The organism is Bacillus sp. TH25 (assembly GCF_016650935.1).
Taxonomy (GTDB): Bacteria; Bacillota; Bacilli; order Bacillales; family Bacillaceae_G; genus Bacillus_A; species Bacillus_A mycoides.
The window spans coordinates 106,215-128,152 of the sequence record NZ_JAEKEU010000037.1 but is presented as its reverse complement, the minus strand read 5'-3'; the positions used below and the strand labels follow the sequence as shown (position 1 = coordinate 128,152).

Annotated in this window: 12 protein-coding genes and 2 riboswitches; of the genes, 3 read left to right on the top strand and 9 right to left on the bottom strand. The window is 35.4% G+C overall.

Annotated elements, in window-relative coordinates; genetic code table 11:
• Positions 1 to 47: 47 nt before the first annotated feature.
• Positions 48 to 3,629 (bottom strand): non-ribosomal peptide synthetase family protein, encoded by a 3,582-nt coding sequence (locus JFT89_RS19620; RefSeq protein ID WP_201040474.1) that lies wholly within the window; start codon positions 3,627 to 3,629, stop codon positions 48 to 50.
• 141 nt (positions 3,630 to 3,770) lie between these two features.
• Positions 3,771 to 5,513 (bottom strand): methyl-accepting chemotaxis protein, encoded by a 1,743-nt coding sequence (locus JFT89_RS19615; RefSeq protein WP_002063634.1) that lies wholly within the window; start codon positions 5,511 to 5,513, stop codon positions 3,771 to 3,773.
• 140 nt (positions 5,514 to 5,653) lie between these two features.
• Positions 5,654 to 5,738: riboswitch (cyclic di-GMP riboswitch) on the bottom strand.
• Between the two features lie 282 nt (positions 5,739 to 6,020).
• On the opposite strand from JFT89_RS19615, the gene JFT89_RS19610 reads away from it, so the two are divergent.
• A complete protein-coding gene (locus JFT89_RS19610) occupies positions 6,021 to 7,334 on the top strand; it encodes an anaerobic C4-dicarboxylate transporter family protein (RefSeq protein ID WP_016097007.1) in 1,314 nt (437 codons plus the stop codon).
• Positions 7,335 to 7,681: 347 nt separating this feature from the next.
• Here JFT89_RS19610 and thiE read toward each other — a convergent pair whose 3' ends face one another.
• On the bottom strand, positions 7,682 to 8,341 hold the full coding sequence (gene thiE / locus JFT89_RS19605; protein WP_201040473.1) for a thiamine phosphate synthase: 660 nt from the start codon (positions 8,339 to 8,341) through the stop codon (positions 7,682 to 7,684).
• Between the two features lie 13 nt (positions 8,342 to 8,354).
• Complete coding sequence (gene thiM, locus JFT89_RS19600; RefSeq protein WP_201040472.1) at positions 8,355 to 9,164, bottom strand: hydroxyethylthiazole kinase; 810 nt, start codon at positions 9,162 to 9,164, stop codon at positions 8,355 to 8,357.
• Between the two features lie 72 nt (positions 9,165 to 9,236).
• Positions 9,237 to 9,346: riboswitch (TPP riboswitch) on the bottom strand.
• Between the two features lie 228 nt (positions 9,347 to 9,574).
• Between thiM and topB the strand changes: the two genes are divergently transcribed.
• A complete protein-coding gene (gene topB / locus JFT89_RS19595; RefSeq protein WP_201040471.1) occupies positions 9,575 to 11,764 on the top strand; it encodes a DNA topoisomerase III in 2,190 nt (729 codons plus the stop codon).
• A 41-nt stretch (positions 11,765 to 11,805) separates the two neighbouring features.
• Here topB and JFT89_RS19590 read toward each other — a convergent pair whose 3' ends face one another.
• The 4 genes from JFT89_RS19590 to JFT89_RS19575 form a co-directional block, all read right to left on the bottom strand.
• Positions 11,806 to 14,784, bottom strand: coding sequence for a YhgE/Pip domain-containing protein (locus JFT89_RS19590; RefSeq protein ID WP_201040470.1), 2,979 nt, complete (start codon positions 14,782 to 14,784; stop codon positions 11,806 to 11,808).
• A gap of 306 nt (positions 14,785 to 15,090) precedes the next feature.
• Positions 15,091 to 15,882: an endonuclease/exonuclease/phosphatase family protein gene (locus tag JFT89_RS19585; RefSeq protein WP_016097003.1), complete on the bottom strand. Its 792-nt coding sequence runs from the start codon at positions 15,880 to 15,882 to the stop codon at positions 15,091 to 15,093.
• 4 nt (positions 15,883 to 15,886) lie between these two features.
• A complete protein-coding gene (locus JFT89_RS19580; RefSeq protein ID WP_002063625.1) occupies positions 15,887 to 17,524 on the bottom strand; it encodes a PTS transporter subunit IIBC in 1,638 nt (545 codons plus the stop codon).
• Between the two features lie 202 nt (positions 17,525 to 17,726).
• Positions 17,727 to 19,391, bottom strand: a complete 1,665-nt coding sequence (locus JFT89_RS19575; protein WP_201040469.1) for a glycoside hydrolase family 13 protein — start codon at positions 19,389 to 19,391, stop codon at positions 17,727 to 17,729.
• Between the two features lie 391 nt (positions 19,392 to 19,782).
• Here JFT89_RS19575 and JFT89_RS19570 point away from each other — a divergent pair, with 391 nt between their 5' ends.
• Positions 19,783 to 21,117 carry an FAD-binding oxidoreductase gene (locus JFT89_RS19570; protein WP_033706348.1) on the top strand — a complete coding sequence of 445 codons (1,335 nt, stop codon included), beginning with the start codon at positions 19,783 to 19,785 and terminating at the stop codon, positions 21,115 to 21,117.
• A 122-nt stretch (positions 21,118 to 21,239) separates the two neighbouring features.
• Here JFT89_RS19570 and JFT89_RS19565 read toward each other — a convergent pair whose 3' ends face one another.
• Positions 21,240 to 21,923, bottom strand: coding sequence for a hypothetical protein (locus JFT89_RS19565; RefSeq protein ID WP_016097001.1), 684 nt, complete (start codon positions 21,921 to 21,923; stop codon positions 21,240 to 21,242).
• Positions 21,924 to 21,938 lie beyond the last annotated feature (15 nt).

Below are 21,938 nucleotides of genomic sequence, written 5' to 3'. Positions count from 1 at the left end.
TTCATTGTAGCATGATTTATTTTATTGAACAAACAAAAGCGTACATATCATTTCATTATTTTTGGAAAATATCCAACTTCTTCACCATGAGCTAATAATTGCTGAATAAATTCTTTATTAATCGCTGGCACTACCAGTTCTTTTTTCTTAATCCATTCATTCGTTCTACGAGTACCCATTACAATTTCAGATTGCTGTGCTCCATCTCCTGCAACTTGAGAAGCAATTAGCTCTGCTATTACTTCATCTTCCTTCGCTAATTCGAGTCCATCATCTACATATTGCGAAAGCGGAACCATTTCAAGATTATATCCACATTCCTCAATTAGTTGTACAAAATGTTCAAATTCAACTTGATGTGGATGACAAATATGTAACGTCTCTCCTACAATTTGAGGATCTTGTAAATACGATACAATCGACTTACTAGCAAAATCAATTGGTGTAAAGTCAATTTTCCACTTCACGTTTGGTGCCTTTCCGATTAGCAGCATTGTTTTAATAAGACGATAAAATGCATTTCCTTCAATATTTCGTTGGAACGAACCCGTTTCTGAATGACATGCTAGGTTACCTGCACGATAAATATTCCCTTGTATGCCGCTCTTCAAAGCTTCACGAACAAGATTTTCCGCCTGTAGTTTACTATCGGAATACACATTCTCTAACTCTACATTATAATTGAAATCACCTGTTTCCATATATGTATCCCATTGCTCTACCGCTAAATCTATTGGAATACCAATTGTAGAAATAAAGTGGAATGTAGCACCATTCTCAGCTAATGCTAGCATACGGCCCGTGCCTTGGACATTCACATTTTCAAATTGTTTTACATCTCCAAAATGTCTTACATCTGCACCACAATGAATTACCGTATCAATCTTAGAACTAATTAAAGTGAATTCCTCTTCGCTCATCCCAAGATACTCTTCTCCGAGATCACCAGGTACAGCCTGTATACGCTGTAACCACTCTTCACATATATCATTAAAGTAACTTGCTAATGTATCGATAATTCTTTGCTGCACATCTTTTGTCGGCCTTACTAAACAATAAATAGTAGCAGATGTATCTCTCAGTAATTCATATAATATGTGCGACCCCAAATAACCAGTAGCTCCTGTTAAAAAGACATTTGAAATGTGGATTTCTTCCAAAGCATTTGAATAAGTAATGGTATCCGGTTCATGAATCACCTTATATTCACGGAACACTTCTTCTATCTCTACTTTTACTTCTCTCTCAATTCTAGCTAATCCATATATCGTTCTTTCTTTAAAGAAATCCTGAATTGTTAAGTGTGAAAAATCTTCTTTTAACAATGTTAAGACTCGTAATACCTTCAATGAATGTCCACCAATTGTAAAGAAATCATCATGCACTCCAATTTTTGAAACCCCTAATACCTCCGCCCAAGCGTTCGCTATCTGTTTTTCTGCTTTAGTAGAAGGCGCAACATATTCTTGTAGACGGATCGGCTCGTACTTTTCTTCTAACTGGGCTAACTCCTTAACATCAATCTTTTTATTTGGTGTAAGTGGTAGTTCATTAATATAAATTAGTTTAGATGGCACCATATAATCCGGTAACTGCTCTTGTAGCTGATAAACTAATTCTGGTATTTCCTTTTTGTTTAAAGTTGTATAGAATGCAATTAAATATTGGCTACCTTCCTTACTCTTCTTAGCAAAAACAGCATTTTCTTTTATATTATGATCTTGAGAAATTTTACTTTGAATTTCTCCTAATTCAATACGATGTCCTCTAATCTTTACTTGATCATCTTTCCGATGTAAAAACTCTATATTTCCATCTTCTAATAGTTTAACAATATCACCTGTTTTATATATATTGACTATAGGATTAAAAGGGTTTGGAATAAAAGCTTCAACTGTTTTTTCAGGCTTATTAAAATACCCCTTTGCTAATCCTACTGAATCTATATACAATTCACCAGGTACACCAATTGGACAAAGATTCATATTCTCATCCAAAATTATAACTTGATAATTAGCACATGGCTTACCAATTGGGATACTCGCATCATCCTCATTCAACTGACTAGGTATTTGATAGGTTGTCGTCACTACAGTACATTCTGTTGGTCCGTATACATTATGAATTTCAACATTTGTACCTATTCTTTCTCTCCACAATTTAATAACCTCTACAGGCAACATTTCACCGCCAATAGCAATTCTTTTTAAGGAAGCTAGCTTATATACATCTTCTTTTGCTAAATAAGTTGCTACTTGTCGAACAAAAATTGTCGGCAACGCCAAGATTGAAGTCGCTTTTACTTTATGGATTGCAGTTGCAAATGCTTCTACAGACAATCGCTCTTCCTCTAATAATACATACAAGTTTCCTCCGCAAAATAAAGAAGCGAATGACTCCCATACAGAAGCATCAAAGCTAAAGGAAGGAAATTGTGCAAATACATCTTCTTCTGTCAATTCATATTGCCTTTGCATCCAAGTGTACAGGTTAATAACACCTCTATGTGCTAACATCGTTCCCTTTGGATTTCCTGTTGAACCAGATGTATAGATCATATATGCTACATCATCACAATGAATAGACAGCTTTACATCTGTAGCCTCACAAGTTTCACTATCATAAATTGAGACAGTTTGAACCTCATCACATGTTATAGGTGTTTCTTTCATTAAAATAACTTTCGCTTGGCTATCTTGAATAATGTACTGAATTCTACCTTCTGGATAATCTGGATCAATTGGAACATACGCTGCACCAGCTTTCAATATGGCCACCATACTTACTACTGTGTCTATGCTACGTTTCATAAATATTCCAACATAGTCGCCTAACTGCACACCATTCTTAATTAACAGATGGGCTATTTGATTACTTTTTTTATTTAGTTCCTCATATGTTAAAGTACCCTCTTTTGAAGATAAAGCTGTACGATTCGGAAATTGAGTAACAGTTTTGTAGAACATATCGACAATACTTTTCTCAGGGTATACTGCTGTCGTGTCATTCACTAGATTATAAAGTGCCATCTCGGTCTCTGTAATAATATTAAAATGCTTTATATACTTACTTGTATTTTGTAATGCATCAATTAAAACACCATTTATTTGTTGTGCATAACGAATAATTGTTGTCTCTTTCCAATTAACACTATTAAATATCATTTCTACACTTTGCATATTTTTATTCAATACAAATTGTAACGTATTCTTGTCTTGTAAATCATAATACGTTTCACCAATAATAATAGGTGAAATTTCAGATGAATTATTACTGTTTTGAAACTCTCCTATTTCTTCCTCATTCATTTCTTGGATTTGTTCCACTTGCTCTACAATCTGTAAATTCAAACTTTCATAGGAGAGATAATTAGAAACTTCAATAGTAATAGGAAATAAACTTCCTCTTGTATGATAGAGCACGATAATGTGCTTTTCTTTAGAAATATGATATAACCACGTTGCAGTTGCTCCTATTAAATCTACAATATGAGTCAGTTTTGGAGATGGTATAGTTTTTCCTTTTATTCTAAACTCCATCTCCTGCGCATCTTTAGGTATTTTAATACTTCCTTCTACTTTTCCTAAAAATTCTTTTACCATCTCATTATAAGAAATCGTTAATTTCATATTTATGTAAATTCCTTTCCTAAATATAATAAAGGTGTGAAAATCCACACCTTTTTTCATCCCGTATTTACAGGCAGATTGGTTCAATTCATAATTAGAGGGTTGGATAAACCAACCCCTGATTAGAATTTCACTTTCTCCTTATTCGCTTTTAAACTCACCAATCAACTCTTGTAACTCCTGTGAAAGCCAACTTAAAGAAGTCGCCAATTCTGCAATATCTTGTACTGATATTTCTTGCTCCTTCATACTTTCTTCAACATTACTACTGCTATTCGCATAAGTATTCGCGATATGTGATAATTCATTTACGACTTGAACGATATTCTGGCTATTTTGTAAAATATCACCTGAGTTGCTAGAAACAGCCCTAACTTGATCTGTAACAGACTGTGCTGACTTTGAAATTTTCTCGAAGAACGCACCACTACTTTGAACAAGAGTAATTCCAGATTCTACTTCTTTTGAACCTTTCTGCATTGAAACTACAGCCTCTTCTGTTTCAGTCTGCGTTTCACTAATTAATTTCGCTATATCTTTCGCTGACGTTTCAGTTTGTTCTGCTAATTTGCGCACTTCATCAGCAACAACTGCAAACCCTCTTCCAGCTGCTCCAGCACGTGAAGCTTCAATAGAAGCGTTTAAGGCTAATAAATTTGTTTGATTTGAAATACCTGTAATTACAGTTACAATATCACTAATTTCTTTTGACCTTGTTTCTAACGAATAGATGATAGAAGATAAATCTTGTACTGCATTTTGGATTAAACTCATTTGATTAATGATTTGTCCAATGACTTCATTACCTTCAATTGAATGTTGCTCCATACCTTCTGAAGCAACTGCAACTTGTTTCGCGGCCCCAGTTATCTCTTCTACCTTATTTTCCATTCCATGTACAATTCCTAGGCATTGTTGTACTGAAGTTTCTTGAGATTGCGCTCCTACTCTTAAACCTTCAATAGAACTTGCAATCTCTTGAACTGCCATACTGTTTTCCTCTGTACTTGCCGACAATTCTTGTGAAGAAGAAGAAACTTGCTCAGCAGTCTGCCTTACTTTATCTATAATCCCTTTAAATTTATCAATCGTATTATTGAAATATACATTAATAATTCCAATATCATCTGGTCTTTCTTTTAATTTAATACTTAAATCACCTTCACCAATCTTACGTAATCCCTCTCGCAAATCTTTTAATGGAGCTAACGAGTGACGTACGATAAAGAATTGAGTAATAGTTGCCATTGCTAATGAAATAATAATAAAGAGTATACCCTGTAGCACAAAATTCTTCTTTGTACTAGGAACGATAGAAGCATCTAAGTCAGCCGCAACAATTGCAACAATATTGTTTTCTCCATCTGTAATTGGCTCTAATATTGTCACCCACGAACCTAATTCATCTTCATATACTTCTGTCATCTGAGCCTTTTTCGTATCCATCACTTTATCGTATGCATTCATCCAATGAGCGGGTTGTTCATAATAATCTCCCGGCTTTACAGGGACTGCATTTGTTAACTCTGTAGTCAAACCAACGAGTTGTAACTCTCGCTTTTCATTCGCTTTTGCTCCTGTAACATACGTTTGTCCAACACTTTTCAATTCTTTTGACACTTCATCTAATTGCCCTGTTAACTTTTCTTTTTTCACTCTTTCGGCTGTAGGATCTTTCGTCATGTCTCTAACTAATTCTACATCCAGTTTTTTTAGCACTATCTCTCCCGTTTCAATAGACTGTCTTTCAAATAAAGACATCATACTATTTTGAAACATGTTGAAGCTTAATGCACCCATACTTCCAACAAGCGTCAAAATAACTAAGACAGTTAATAAGACGTTCTTTTGAAGAAATGATAACTTATGCCAATACTTTTTCATTAATATTCACCTTCCTTAATTATCAAAATTAAAAACAAAAAAACAAAATATACGAATATTTTGTTTGAAAATGATTCTCAATATGTTCGAGAATAAAAAAAGACCAATGTAAAAGCATTGGCCAAGACCAACCCTATCCGTCCGGTAACTGGCTAGCATAGCCTTTCGACCTTAGCTCCTGTAGTTTTGCGTCCTCATGTTTCCATAAGTTTGCCTTTCTCGCTGAACGAGTTGAACGATATGGGAGTTCTATGAGAATTACAATATTCTCTTTCAAAGATTACAACATAAAAATTAAAATGTCCACCCATTTGTACATATAAATATAAAGTTTTAACGGATTATTTTTTCGAAATAATTTAACAAAGTACGTGAATGTTACATTTCTTGTGTTATATAATAAAAAATGTATATAAAATAAGGATTATCACGGATATTTATTTAATTTTCATTCAAATTAAATTATTCGAATATATCTTAACTTACGAATTTCGGAGGTAGTTTATCATGTTTTGGCTACAATTTCTTACGTTACTACTCTGCATTTTTATTGGCGCACGCCTAGGCGGAGTTGGTCTAGGAGTAATGGGTGGCGTTGGTATGGCAATACTTGTTTTCGTCTTCCACTTACAACCTACAGCCCCTCCTATTGATGTAATGCTTATGATTTTATCAGTAATTACAGCTGCCGGTGCTTTGCAAGCTGCTGGAGGAATGGATTACCTTGTCTACCTTGCTGAGAAAGCATTACGAAAAAATCCAAAGCGCATTACATTTTTTGCTCCTATTGTTACTTATTTATTCACGCTATGCGCGGGAACTGGTCATGTCGCTTATTCTGTACTTCCCGTTATCGCCGAAGTATCTCGCGAATCAGGAATTAGACCTGAACGACCAATGTCAATTGCCGTTATCGCTTCCCAGCAGGCAATTACAGCTAGTCCAATATCGGCTGCAACAGTTGCACTTTTAGCAATGTTAGCCGACTATAAAATCACCTTGTTAGATATTTTAAAAGTCAGTATCCCTTCTACTTTTATTGCTTGTATGGTAGCTGCATTCGTTGCTAGTAAAATGGGAAAAGAATTAAATGAAGACCCTGAATACTTGAAGCGATTAAAAGAGGGAATGATCCCTAAACTTGAAGAGAAAAAAGAATTTGCGGGTGTAAAAGGCGCTAAATTATCAGTTATCCTTTTCCTAGTAGGAACTTTCCTTGTCGTACTTCTTGGTTCATTTGAAGCCCTTCGTCCGGGATGGATGGTTGACGGGAAGTTAGCTCGTCTTTCCATGCCAAACACAATTGAAATGGTCATGTTAACCATTGCTGCTCTTATTATTATTTTCTGTAAACCAAATGTGGAAAGCATTGTAACTGGTAACGTCTTTAAAGCAGGCGCAACAGCAGTTGTTGCTATTTTTGGTATCGCTTGGATGGGAGATACTTTCTTCAACGGAAACTTAAATATAATTCAAGGATCAATTCAACACTTAGTGACAAGTGCACCATGGCTATTTGCTATCGCACTATTCATTCTATCTATTTTACTGTATAGCCAAGCAGCAACAGTTCGTGCTTTAGTGCCACTTGGACTATCACTTGGTATTCCGCCGGCATTACTTATTGCAATGTTCCCTGCAGTAAATGGATACTTCTTCATTCCAAACTACGGGACAATCGTTGCTGCAATTAACTTTGACCGTACTGGTACAACAGGAATTGGTAAATATGTTTTAAATCATAGCTTTATGATTCCGGGCCTGATCGCAACCTTTACTTCTATCGGAATTGGAATGCTCTTAATTTCAATTATGTTTTAAATAAAGTGAAACTTTAATCAGTGGGGGGGTTTTGTTCATCCCCCACTGATTATTAGCCCGCACCAATCGGGCTTTTACGGGCAGTTGATCTCCCACCTAACCTCTTTGCTAAAGCCGAATTTTGAGGTGGGAGTTTTACTGCCCGGCGAATAGCGGGATAAAAGCACAAACCTACAATTTTAAAGGGTTTGTGCTTTTTTAATCAAACGTTTGTTTAAATAAATTGAAACTTTAATCAGTGGGTTTTGTTCATCCCCCCACTGATTATTAGCCCGCACCAATCGGGCTTTTACCGGCGTAAGACTCCCACAAATAGCAGGATAAACGAAACAACTCATTTTGCGACTCTACAAACTCTTATTTACTTCCTCAACTAATTTCTTCGTACTTTCATATGCAGATTCCGCTAAGCTAATCGCTGAAATAACTGAAACACCCTCCGCACCCGCTTCTATAACAGAAGCTGTATTTTCAATTGTAATCCCACCAATCCCAACGATCGGTATTGTAATCTCTTGTTCCCTAAAATACTTTAGACCTTCCGTTCCTTGAACCGCTTTTGTATCTTTTTTCGTACTCGTCGGGAAAATTGGACCAACTCCTAAATAATCGGCTCCATTTTCAATCGCCCAGCGTGCTTCTTCAATTGTATGTGTAGATACTCCAATAATTTTATCTCCCATTTTTTTACGAACAGATGTAATTCCTTCATCATCTTGTCCAACATGCACGCCATCTGCATCTAACTCGAGGGCTAGTTCCACATCATCATTTACGATGAATGGTACACCGTACTCCTTGCAAAGCGCTTGTAGTTCTTTCGCAAAATCAATACGTTTCTCTCCCGTTAAAGCCCCTTCTCCCTTTTCACGAAGTTGAAAAATTGTTATACCACCTTCTAGTGCATCTCTCAATACTTGTAGTGGCTCCTTCGTACAATTGTTACTTCCCATAATAAAATATACTGGTAATAACCTAGACATTTCAGCCTTTGTAATACACGGCATCTAGTTCCTCTCCTTACTGTATAACCTCAATCTTTCCATACTTCTCAATATCATCTGAAGTTGTATTCGCTAACTGATTTAAAAATTCAATTTGAAAGCTTCCTGGTCCATTCTCTACTGTTTTCGAAGCCGCTACTTCTGCTGCTACTCCATAGAATGTTAATGCGGCTACTGCTGCCTTTACATAATCCTTTTCTACCGCTACAAATGCTCCTATTACAGAAGTTAGTAAACAACCTGTTCCAGTAACTTTCGTTAAAATAGGATGGCCATTTCGAATAAGAATAGTTCGCTCTCCATCTGTAACAACATCTTCTTGTCCAGTAATTATCGCAACTGTATTTAATTCATCCGCTGCCTGCCTTGCAATACTTACGACATTGCCATTTCCAGCACCGGCGTCTACCCCTTTAATTTCCCATCTCTCATTAATAACGTTAGCTATTTCAGCTGCATTTCCGCGAATAACAGCTAAATCGATTTCAGCTGGAATATATCTCGCAACTTCTGTTCGATAAGAAGTTGCTCCTGCCCCAACTGGATCAAACAATACTGGTACATCATTCGTATTTGCTGATTTACCAGCAAGTAACATCGCTTCTACCTCTTCAGGACGAAGTGTACCCATATTTAAAACAAGGGCTCCCGCAATGCTAGCCATTTCTGCTACTTCTTCTTTTGCATACGCCATTACAGGTGATGCTCCTAATGCTAACAAACCGTTTGCTGTAAAATTTGTTACAACAACATTTGTAATATTATGCACGAGTGGATTAGACTCTCTCACCAAATCCACTACTTTACTAATTTCTTTCATATTCATCCTTTTCATCTCCTAACTATAGTAATGGGAGATACACAAAAAGGCACTTTGCGCGTACGCAAAGTGCCTGAACATGTGCTTTTACACTCTCCCTACGCTGGCATTATCCAACAGGTTCAAATGGTCAATGACGGACTAGTCATACTCTCAGTTTGCATCCACAAACTCCCATGTGTTTATTATTCATCTACTTCAAAGTCTACTCTTATTCTAGTAAAATAACAAGTTCTTTACTTTTATAGAATGATAGAGATCAGAACTCTCCTGGTTCAACCATTCTTCGCCTTTATATAAGTAAAACTCTCACACGTATATTTCACCACAAATAACTCAAACCGTCAGCAAGACTGAATAGAACAAAGATGTATGCTATATTTAACGTATGGAAATTTGAAAGGATGTTTTTAAATATGGCAAAAAGTATTGTAATTGCTGAAAAACCTTCTGTTGCACGTGATATCGCACGTGTACTGAAATGTGATAAAAAAGGGAACGGCTATCTTGAAGGTAGTAAATATATTGTTACTTGGGCTTTAGGTCATCTCGTTACATTAGCTGATCCAGAAAGCTATGATGTGAAATATAAACAGTGGAATTTAGAAGATTTACCAATGCTACCTGAGCGTTTAAAACTAACAGTTATTAAACAAACAGGGAAACAGTTTAACGCTGTGAAAAGTCAGCTTATTAGAAAAGATGTAAATGAAATCATTATAGCTACTGACGCCGGTCGTGAGGGCGAGTTGGTCGCACGCTGGATTATCGATAAAGTTAAAATGCAGAAACCGATTAAACGTCTATGGATTTCATCTGTTACCGATAAAGCAATTAAAGATGGCTTCGCAAATTTAAAACCAGGAAAAGCATATGACAATCTATACGCTTCAGCTGTCGCACGTTCAGAGGCTGACTGGTATATCGGACTTAATGCGACTCGAGCATTAACTACTCGCTTTAATGCCCAACTAAATTGTGGTCGTGTTCAAACACCTACTGTAGCCATGATTGCAAGCCGTGAAGATGAAATCAAACATTTCAAAGCTCAAACTTACTATGGTATCGAAGCTCAAACAGCTGAGAGATTAAAGCTAACTTGGCAAGATACAAAAGGAAATAGCCGTAGCTTTAATAAAGAAAAAACTGATGCAATCGTGAACAAAATTAGTAAGCAAAATGCTACTGTTGTAGACATTGATAAAAAACAAAAGAAGTCGTTCGCTCCTGGTCTTTACGATTTAACTGAGCTACAACGTGATGCGAATAAAATATTTGGTTACTCTGCGAAAGAAACATTAAACATTATGCAAAAATTATATGAACAGCATAAAGTTTTAACGTACCCTCGTACAGATTCACGCTATATTTCATCTGATATTGTCGGAACACTTCCAGAGCGTCTGAAGGCTTGCGGAGTTGGAGAATACCGCCCTTTAGCACATAAAGTATTGCAGAAACCTGTAAAATCTAATAAATCATTTGTTGATGATAGTAAAGTAAGCGATCATCACGCAATTATTCCAACAGAGAGCTATGTAAACTTCTCCGCCTTCACAGATAAAGAACGTAAAATTTATGACTTAGTTGTAAAACGTTTCTTAGCTGTTTTATTCCCGGCCTTTGAATATGAACAACTAACATTGCGCACGAAAATTGGTGATGAAACGTTCATCGCACGCGGAAAAACGATTTTACATGCTGGTTGGAAAGAGGTTTATGAAAATCGATTTGAAGATGATGATACAAGCGATGATGTAAAAGAACAAATCTTACCTCGCTTTGAAAAAGGCGATACATTAAACATAAAACTAATTGTCCAAACATCAGGTCAAACGAAAGCACCTGCACGTTTTAATGAAGCAACATTACTTTCAGCGATGGAAAACCCAACAAAATACATGGATACGCAAAACAAACAACTTGCTGACACGTTAAAGTCAACTGGTGGATTAGGTACTGTAGCAACGCGTGCTGATATTATCGACAAGTTATTCAATTCGTTCTTGCTTGAAAAACGTGGTAAAGATATTCACATTACTTCAAAAGGCCGTCAGTTACTTGATTTAGTGCCAGAAGAACTGAAATCTCCTACACTAACTGGTGAATGGGAGCAAAAGTTAGAAGCTATCGCTAAAGGAAAATTAAAGAAAGAAGTATTCATTTCAGAAATGAAGAACTATACGAAAGAAATTGTTGCTGAAATTAAATCGAGTGATAAGAAATATAAACACGACAACATTTCAACGAAGTCTTGTCCAGACTGTGGTAAACCAATGTTAGAAGTAAACGGTAAAAAAGGTAAAATGCTTGTATGCCAAGATCGCGAATGTGGTCACCGTAAAAATGTATCCCGCACTACAAATGCACGCTGTCCTCAGTGTAAAAAGAAACTAGAACTTCGTGGTGAAGGAGCAGGCCAAATTTTCGCATGTAAATGTGGCTATCGTGAGAAACTTTCTACATTCCAAGAGAGACGTAAAAAAGAATCCGGCAGCAAAGCTGATAAACGCGACGTTCAAAAATATATGAAACAGCAGAACAAAGAAGAAGAACCATTAAACAATCCATTCGCAGAAGCATTAAAGAAATTAAAATTTGATTAAACAAAAAGGTTCCTACCACTATCGGTAGGAACCTTTTATTTTTAATGAATAATTTTACTTCCTTTTGCGTTCTCAACAAACTTTTCACTTGATTTGTTAATTGGTGTTTTCAGTAATAATGCAGCCACAACCATGATTACTACGAAAGCACTTAACACAAGTAAATCTCTAGTTACTATATCCCAAAGCATTCCACCTACTGTTTCACGAATTGCACTAATAGCATATGTGAATGGCAAGAACGGATAAATCGCTTGGAAGAATGGTGGTGTCATTTGAATTGGGAACGTACCGCCCGATCCTGCTACTTGTAGTACAAGTAAAATAATCGCCATCGATTTCCCAACGTTTCCGAAAATAGAAACGAGTGAGTACACGATACAAACAAATACTCCCCCAATAAATAAACTAAATAACACAAACCAGAACTTATCGACTACGTACGTACCGAGTAAGAATATATCTCCCATTGATACGATAAACGCTTGTGAAAGACCTATCGTTAAGAATGTTAATAAACGTCCGAAGTAAACTTCATGGCTCTTATAATTCGCGCCCTCTTCGTGTACTTCTACCGTTAATAATGAAACCATTAATAATGCGCCTACCCATAATGCAAGCACTGTATAGAATGGTGACATTGCTGAACCGTAGTTCGGCATTGCAAATAATTTATTCTCTTTTAAATTTACTGGATTTGCAAAGTAGTCACTTTGCTTTTCAACATCATTCTTTAATAAGCGTATGATGTCTTTTATATCCTCTTCAGATTCAAAATCACGAATTTTATCTGCTAATTCTTTAATCTTTTTCTCAGTCTCCGGCATTTCAGCTTTAATGTCTGCAATTTTCTTTTGACCATCTACTAAGCCTTTTGATGAGTCTTCAAGTAATTTTTTCACATCTGGAAGCTTCTTATCTGCCTCGCCTAAAATTTGAGATGTATTTTTAGACATCTCTTTTGTACGAGCAATTGCTGCGTTAAAGTTTGGAACGATTTCTGAATCATATTTAGCTAAAATGTCACCCAGTTGCGATGAAACACTTTTAGATACTTCATTAATACTTTCAATAACATCTGCTGCTGGTTTTTGACCTTTATTAATAGCGTCAATTCCTTTATCAGTTAAATCGATTCCTTTTTGCAAACCATCTTTTACTTTATTTAACTTAGCAATTGTGCCATTAAGATTTTTGCCACTATTCACATCGGTTAAAACTTTATTTGTATTTTCCATAACCGGAATCATATCATTAACTAAATTCCAACCTGCTTGGAACTGTCCATTTAAATCATTTAAGGCTACTTTTGTAGAATCTAATCCATTAACGCCTTTATTACTCAAATCTTCTTGTGCCTTTTGAAGCTCTGCTTTTATTCTGTCATAATCATTTTTCGCTGTATCATATTTACCTTTAAACTGTTCGTATGCATCTCTACCTTTTTGTATTCCACTATTAGCCTTTTGTATATCTTGATTCAAGTTTGTTTGAAGTTGCTGCGCATCTCCATGTAAATTTTCAGCTTTATTTTTCAATTGATCAGCTGTGCTTACTGCTTTTTCAAAATCAGCTACAAATGTTGCGTTATAGTCCTTCTCAGCCTGACTAACTAAATTATTCACTGTGTCTAGTTTTTGATTAATACCATCTCGCACATCTTGTTTAACTTCTTGTCCCGAACTAATTAAATCTCCTACATGCTTAACTCTGTTATTAACATCCACCATAGAATTTTTAAGCACTTTTAGACTTTCCGCTCTGTTTCCAAAGAACTGCTTACCAAAGTCCGTTGAAGCTGATTCTTTAAAAGTTGTAAAGAAATCAATTAAATATGAAACACTATCAATACGGTCTTGGAGAAGTTTTGAAGCATCCTGAACGTTTTTCTGAGCTACAGCTGGGTCCACACCCTTATTTTGAAGCCCATCCATAACACTTTTCACATATGCCGTTCCAACACGAGTAGAATTGAAAACATTGTTTACAGTTTGATCAATATTTGTAGCAATATTTTTATAACCTTCACCGTTGATTTGTGGAAGTGCTGGAATTTCTGGTATCTGTGGGATAGTGAAATTGTTAGACAGTTCCGGAAGATTAGGTAACTGTGATGCATCCGGAAGATTCATATTAAAATCAAATGCCGGATTTTTTAAATAATCCGTGATTTTAGCTGCACCATCCATCCCCTGTTTCATTACGGTTAAATTGTTCTTAATAGTTCCTGGTGCACGTTTTAACGTTTCGTCATTTCTTGCAAAAAATGCATCTAAACTCTTGAGTGTATCTTGCCCATCATTAATAACACTTTCTACAACTGGCAACTCTTTCTGTGCTACTTTCACAACATCTTCTGCCCGAGTCGCATCATCTAATGCCTTATCCACAAGTGTATTCATTTCTGGGAACTGTGCTTCTAACTTAAATACAAGATCTTTTACCTTTTCGATACTTGGTAAGTTAGTTTCTAAATCGATTCCAAGGTCATTGAAGATTTCAAAAATCTCACCGTTTGCTGTTTTAACAAAGTTTTTACTAACCTCTTCTGTAAGACCCGATGCACCTTTAGCTGTAATTTTCGGTGCAATCGCATTTACTTTTTCATTTACATAGTAATCAAGTTCTGGTTTCTGTGGGTTTTCATTCAAGACTGTTGCAATCTTTTCAGAAAAATCTTTTGGGATAGTAATACTTGCGGAATAATCTCCACGCTCTACTCCATAAATTGCTTGCTTTTCATCGACAAACTTCCATCCGAAATTTTTGTCCTTCTTAAGTGAATCTACAATTTCTTTCCCGATGTTAATATCTTTCCCTCTTAAATTTGATCCAACATCTTGGTTAGAAACTGCAATCTGGATTCCTTTCGTATTTCCATAAGGATCCCAAGAAGCTTTAATGTTAAACCATGCATATAACGATGGTAAAATCATTAACCCTAAAACAATAACAATTGCAGCCCAATGTTTGGCTACATTCCGTAAATCTGTCTTATAAATACGCCAAATCTGTTTCATATAAGCAATCACCTAATTATATATTTTTCCTTCTTTAGAAAATGATACATACATTTTGCAATTATATCACTTTCTACATCGTGGATTAAACGAAAACATACTATTTTTCCCATTAAATATTTCACTTACTTCATTATATAACGAAATAAAAAAAGTATGCATACAAAATGACCAAATTAGTTTTACATTCAATAATAACAAATATATAGGAAATGTCATAAAAAATACAAGTATTTTCTCTTGGAAATACTTGTATTTATCAAAAAAACCCTCCCAGCTTTTCATTATCTGTGAGGATTTCTTCTATTATATATCTAATTGTACTTCTACACCGAAATGGTCAGAAATTACATTTCGATTTGTTCCATTAAAAATGACTTTTGAAGAATTAACTGTTTTACTTTGATTGCTTAATATTAGGTCGATTCGTAAGTTTTGTTTATTTTCATCCCAACCAGCAATTTCCCCTTGGACAGTTGTTCCTTCATCCTTCTCTATCGCTAGTTCATATGTGTCATATAAACCTTTTTGCATCGTATACTCATAGCCCTCTCCTTCTAAACGAGCATTGTTATTAAAATCACCCATTAAGAAGGAAAGTTCACTGCTATTTACACGCTCCATTAAACGATCAACTTGGTCTTTGAATGATTCTTCTTCATCATTCCACCAACCGAGATGGCAAGAATAAAACGTTATATTCTTATCATTATAAGCAATTGTTGCACTTACAATTTTGCGTGTTTTCCAATACGTTGTATCCTTATTTTCTGAGACAAAGAACGTATCTTCCTTTACAATGTTGTGCTTTGTTATAATTGCTAATCCTTCTTCGTACACATCATATCCAATATGAGAGAAATCCCAAATAATATTGTATTCTTTTACATTTAATGCTCTTAACTCTTCTAGCAGTAAAAGCCCAAAATTATCTTTTTTCTTGTTACCGCATACATTTTCAGCTTGTATAGACTGACTTACTTCTTGCAATGCGATCACATCATAATCTTCTTCTTGAATTACTTTAGCAAGATACTTTATTTTTTCAATTTGATTCTCTTCTTGCCAAGAGTGACAATTTAAAGTTAGCAATTTCATATTATTACGCACCTAACATATCTTGAATGTCCGACTTTAATACGTCAGCTTTCGGGCCATATACGGCTTGTACACCTTTATCTTTAACAATAAGTCCTAAAGCACCATTTTGTTTCCATTGTGCTTCTGGTGCAACAACATCTAAATCTTTTACTGTTATACGTAAACGTGTCATACAAGCATCTACGTCAGCAATATTATCTTTTCCGCCCAATAAATCAATAACTTTTGTTGCTAATGAACCGTCTTGTACATTTCCTGTTCCTTCTGATGCCTCATCTTCATTATCAATATAGTTACCTGCACGTCCTGGTGTTGGTAAATTGAATTTTTTAATTAAGAAATTGAATAACGTAAAGTTAAGACCGAAGAACACTAATGAAACAATGACAAAGTTAATTAAATCTCTTGTTAATCCTGCATTGACCATCATTGGTGTACGTGTAATTAACTCAATAAATCCAAATGCATGAACACGTAAATCAATTAAATCTACTAATGCGAATGCAAGTCCTGTTGTAATTGCATACACAACATATAATACTGGCGCAATAAACATGAACATGAATTCAATTGGTTCTGTTACACCTGTTAAGAATACTGCTAATGCAGCTGATAAGAACATTGGTTTATATTTTGCACGTTTTTCTTTATCAACATTACGGAACATCGCAAACGCAATCCCCATTAACGCTGCTGTTGAGCCGATAACTTGTCCAGCTTTGAAACGAGCTGGTACAACGTTATTTAATAAATCGTTATATGCTTTCGTATCTCCATTTGCTAATAAGTTATTTAAATCTGTAATCCATGCAAGCCATAATGGATCTTGTCCTGCTACAACTTGTCCAACTTTTGAACCAGTTAACATCGTATATGTTCCGCCTAGCTCTGTGTAGTTCATCGGAATCGTTAACATATGATGTAATCCAAACGGTAATAATAAACGTTCTAACGTTCCGTATACAAACGGTGCAACAATTGGTGCACTGTCTTTAGATGCTGCAATCCAGCGACCAAATTCATTTAATCCACTTTGGATAAATGGCCATACAAGTGATAATACAATCGCAGTAACTGTAGACCATACAATTACAACGAATGGTACGAATCGTTTTCCATTAAAGAATGCTAATGCCTGTGGCAGTTTATTATAGTTATAGTATTTGTTATATAAAGTAGCTCCTAGGAAACCTGTGATAATCCCTACGAAAACTCCCATGTTTAATGCTGGTGCACCAAGTACAGAAGTAAAGTAATCTTTTACAAGTAAATCTCCTGCTAATGATGAAGAAACTGTCGCTTTTGAATCCGCTAACATTTGAGCGTTTACGCCAAATATAGCTCCTGTAATTCTGTTTGTTAAGACGAATGCTAACAGTGCTGCAAATGCACCACCTGCTCGATCCTTCGCCCAAGATCCCCCAATTGCTACTGCGAATAAAATGTGTAAATTTGTAATAATTGCCCAACCGATGTCTTCCATTACTCGAGCAATTGTATGAACTGCGTTAATATCCCCAGCAGACATCCCAATTAACTTACCGATAGAAATCATTAAACCAGCTGCTGGCATTACAGCTACAACAACTAACAATGCTTTCCCGAACTTTTGCCAAAAATCAAAAGACGTAATTTTCATCTGTTCTTCCTCCCCTTTATTTATAACAACATAATGATTTAAATTATAATTTCTGTTTCTCTTATGAAAACGATTCCTTATGTTACTTTTTTATCTTTACGCAACCGTTTTCATAAATCTATTTTAATAAAAGCGTTTTCACATTGCAATAGAAATTTATTTTTTTTCATAAAAAAAGATGCTCAAGGAGCATCCTTTTTCATTATAAAATGCGATAAACCCTTGTTTCATAAGGTTTCAACGTGATTGTAGTTATTTGTTCATGTTCCGCAACTTCATAGTTATTTAAAAGCAAACGTTTGCGTTCTAATGCGAATAAACTCTCATTATACACAGCTTCCTCTTTTGAGATATTACTAATTACAATGACTTTTTCATCCTGCAACGTACGTGTATACGCATAAATTTGTGGATCATCTTCTAAAAGTAAATCGTACGTACCGTAGTTCAACACATCGTGCTCTTTTTTCAAGGCAATCATTTTCTTATAGAAATTGAAAATAGACTTTTCTTCATTTTTTTGCTTTTCAACATTAATTTCTTTGTAATTTGGATTCATGCCAAACCAAGGTGTACTTGCTGTGAAACCAGCATTCAGCTCATCGTTCCACTGCATAGGTGTACGTGAATTATCGCGGCAAGAAGCCCATATAATTTCCATCATATCTTGATGTGATACGCCCTCTGCAATTTTCTCGCGATATAAATTTTTAATTGCTACATCATCGTAATCTTCAATATTTGGTAACTGAACATTTGTCATACCAATTTCTTGTCCTTGATAAATAAATGGTGTACCGTGCATAAAGAAATACATCGCTCCTAGAGCTGTTGCACTTTCACGCCAATATTGTTTATCATCTCCCCACGTTGAAACGATACGTGGTTTATCGTGATTCTCAATGTATAAAGCATTCCATCCTTTATTTTCTAATCCTTTTTGCCATTTCGTTAATACCTTTTTCAACCCTACAACATCAAGATCTTTCTTCTTTTCTGCATCCCATAAGCTTAAATGCTCAAACTGGAATACCATATTGAATTTACCTTGCTCTTCTCCAACCCAAAGCTCAGCATCTTCAATTTTAACGCCATTAGCTTCACCAACAGTCATAATATCGTACTTAGAAAATGTATTTTCTTTTAACTCTTCTAATAAAGGTTGAATACCATCCACATTCATATGTTTATCAAAAGATGGCACATATTTTAATTCTTTTGGATTTGGCATATCCTTGAGGCCATCTTCTTTCTTAATATGACTGATCGCATCCACACGGAAACCATCAATTCCTTTATCAAGCCACCAATTAACCGTATCGTATAACACTTCGCGAACTTCTTTATTCTCCCAGTTTAAATCTGGTTGTTTACGTGAGAATAAATGTAAATAATATTGTCCTGTTACTTCATCGTATTCCCATGCCGAACCATTAAAAATACTTTCCCAGTTGTTTGGTTCCGCACCATATTTGCCATCATGCCAAATATACCAATCACGCTTCGGATTGTCTTTAGATGAACGCGATTCAATAAACCATGGATGTTCATCACTCGTATGATTAATAACCAAATCAATAATAAGCTTCATATCACGCTTATGAACTTCATCTAGTAAAGCATCAAAATCTGCCATTGTACCAAACTCATCCATAATGTCTTGATAATCACTAATATCATAACCATTATCATCATTAGGTGACTTATACATTGGACAAATCCAAATTACATCTATACCTAAATCTTTTAAATAATCTAGTTTTGCAATAATACCTTGTAAATCTCCAATACCATCACCATTTGAATCCATAAAGCTACGTGGATAAATTTGATAAGCAACTGCTTCTTTCCACCATGTTTTCTTCATAATAACTCTCTCCTTTTGCATCTCTATTTTTTATGCAAACGTTTTCGTAACACTATCATAACAAAATATGGAGAGTTTGCAACTGTTTTCATTGAACTCCATGTAGATTCCTTATTCTTATGCTTTATTTATTTCTCGCAAAGGTAAAACGAAACTTTAATCAGTGGGGGGTGTCCATTCCCCACTGATTATTAGCCCACACCAATCGTACTTTTACGAGCGTCCTGATTTTCATCTAACTTCTTTGCTTCAGCCAGATTTTGAGGTGGGGGTCTTACTGCTCACAACTAGCAGGATAAATCTAACACTTCTCTGCTTCTTGTCCATACGCGTTAAACACACTCTTCATATACTAATACAAACTCATATTATTTCAGAAAGGAGATACAAATTGAAACAAACAAAATTAACTGGTCGTATCGTCGTTCCTTCGGATCCCGGGTATGACATAGCCCGAATGAATTTAAATTTAAGTATTCCAAAACTCCCTTGTATTATTGTTTTTTGTCAAAATAAAAATGATGTGTGTAACGCCTTAAAGTGGGCACGTGAGCATCATGTACCATTTCGCTTAAGAAGCGGACGTCATAACTATGAAAATTTCTCTCTTTTAAATCGAGGACTTATTATTGATGTGAGTGAAATGAAGCAAATTACGGTTAATACAGGGAAATTAACAGCAACAATTGAAGCGGGTGCAAATCTTGGCACTGTTTATAAAGAACTTTGGAAACACGGTGTTACAATACCAGCTGGCACAAGTGCAAGTGTTGGTATCGTTGGATTAACACTTGGCGGTGGCATCGGCATGCTTTCACGCTTATTTGGACTAACATGTGATCAATTAGTAGAAGTCGAAATGGTACAAGCGTGCGGAAAATTTGGTGCAAAACTCATTCGTGCAAATGAACAAGAAAACCCTAACCTATTTTGGGCATGCCGCGGCGGTGGGGGTGGGAATTTCGGGATTGTTACTTCCTTAACTTTTCGTGTCCATCCTATAAAAAATGTCTCAATTTTCTCGATTACATGGGAATGGGAAGACTTTATTGCTGCATTTCAAGCTTGGCAAAACTGGGCACCTTATATAGATGAACGTCTCACTTCATCAATTGAATTATTCTCCAAACAACGAAATAAAATTGAGGTGAAGGGTGAATTTGTTGGCTCTCCCTCTGAACTCTATCCTCTATTATCTCCTCTTCTTGAAACTGGTAACCCCTCTCTCTTTATAGATGAAGTTCCTTATATAAAGGCTGTTCAATTCTTTAATAGCGGTAATATCCCTGAAAAATTTAAGCGCTCTGGTTCCTATGTATATAAAACGATTCCCCTTAAAGGCATTCAAATCATGCAACATTTTCTTTCTCATGCACCAAATAAAGATGCGAGTATTTGGCACCAATCACTCGTAGGTGCTGTAGAAAACATTTCCCCTAATGAAACAGCTTATTTCCACCGCAAGGCAATTATTGCTCAAGAATATATTACCTCTTGGAAATGCGATGATGAAGAAAACCGAAATATACGCTGGGTTAAAGATTTACGGGAAAGCTTAGATCCTTACACACTAGGAGACTATGTCAATTGGCCCGATATCGACATAAAAAATTGGCAAACTAGTTATTATGGCTCTAATTTTCAAAGGTTGCGTAAAGTGAAGACAGCATATGATCCTTGTAATGTTTTTCGTTTTCAACAAAGTATCCCACCCTTTCATACGTAAAAAAGGGGATAAAATAAAAAATCATCCAATATGCCGTTACCTCACAGCATGTTGGATGATTCAAGTTGATTTTCTATATCGTTTCAAATTATTGCTCCTACTCATAAACTTTCAATTACGGATTAATTGTATTTCTCATCATTTTTATGCAATGAATGTAATTTAATATTTGGTACTTTATCTTTTTCAATACCACTATTATAAGCACCAGGAATTTGAAATTCGAATTGCTTTGTCTCATGTTTTTGTAAATAGACTGGTTTCGGTACTGGATAACCTTTTGAATTCTCGTTTACATTATCATATAAAACAACTTTTAATGCCTGTGAATGATTACGATAATTTTTTAAAGTCACAATGCACTTTTGTTCGATATCCTCTCCATTTTTCTCCATTCTACACTGACTATCTTCTTTTTTATATTCTATCGCCTCTACCCCTGTTTTTCCTGCGTAGTACCATGTTTTATTCAATGTATGGAGGATGTTATTTAGAATAAACGGCATCATTAAAATCAAAATACTAATGCCTACTACTTTTATCTTATTCATTGTTCTAAATGTACTAGATTTCTTTTTTACTAGCCATTTTACAAATAATATAAATGCGATTACATGTAGTACGAAAGAAACAAATAATATATTTGAAACCTTATAATCCATATAAATATATGTATATACCGGAACCTTATAGAAATTGAATAGTTTTTCCCCAATTAATTCATTATCGTTTGGAATTTTTAATAATAACAAAACCCCTATACTGTAACAAATAGCTACTAATCGATCATACTCAATTCGAATCATTCCTTCTCCCCTTCC

What these genes read in the sequence shown, in the direction of transcription:
- JFT89_RS19610 (WP_016097007.1), top strand. Translation starts at nt 6,021, where the DNA reads ATGTTTTGGCTACAATTTCTTACGTTACTACTCTGCATTTTTATTGGC.
- JFT89_RS19585 (WP_016097003.1), bottom strand. Translation starts at nt 15,882, where the DNA reads ATGAAATTGCTAACTTTAAATTGTCACTCTTGGCAAGAAGAGAATCAA.
- JFT89_RS19590 (WP_201040470.1), bottom strand. Translation starts at nt 14,784, where the DNA reads ATGAAACAGATTTGGCGTATTTATAAGACAGATTTACGGAATGTAGCC.
- JFT89_RS19580 (WP_002063625.1), bottom strand. Translation starts at nt 17,524, where the DNA reads ATGAAAATTACGTCTTTTGATTTTTGGCAAAAGTTCGGGAAAGCATTG.
- JFT89_RS19565 (WP_016097001.1), bottom strand. Translation starts at nt 21,923, where the DNA reads ATGATTCGAATTGAGTATGATCGATTAGTAGCTATTTGTTACAGTATA.
- topB (WP_201040471.1), top strand. Translation starts at nt 9,575, where the DNA reads ATGGCAAAAAGTATTGTAATTGCTGAAAAACCTTCTGTTGCACGTGAT.
- JFT89_RS19615 (WP_002063634.1), bottom strand. Translation starts at nt 5,513, where the DNA reads ATGAAAAAGTATTGGCATAAGTTATCATTTCTTCAAAAGAACGTCTTA.
- thiM (WP_201040472.1), bottom strand. Translation starts at nt 9,164, where the DNA reads ATGAATATGAAAGAAATTAGTAAAGTAGTGGATTTGGTGAGAGAGTCT.
- JFT89_RS19575 (WP_201040469.1), bottom strand. Translation starts at nt 19,391, where the DNA reads ATGAAGAAAACATGGTGGAAAGAAGCAGTTGCTTATCAAATTTATCCA.
- JFT89_RS19620 (WP_201040474.1), bottom strand. Translation starts at nt 3,629, where the DNA reads ATGAAATTAACGATTTCTTATAATGAGATGGTAAAAGAATTTTTAGGA.
- thiE (WP_201040473.1), bottom strand. Translation starts at nt 8,341, where the DNA reads ATGCCGTGTATTACAAAGGCTGAAATGTCTAGGTTATTACCAGTATAT.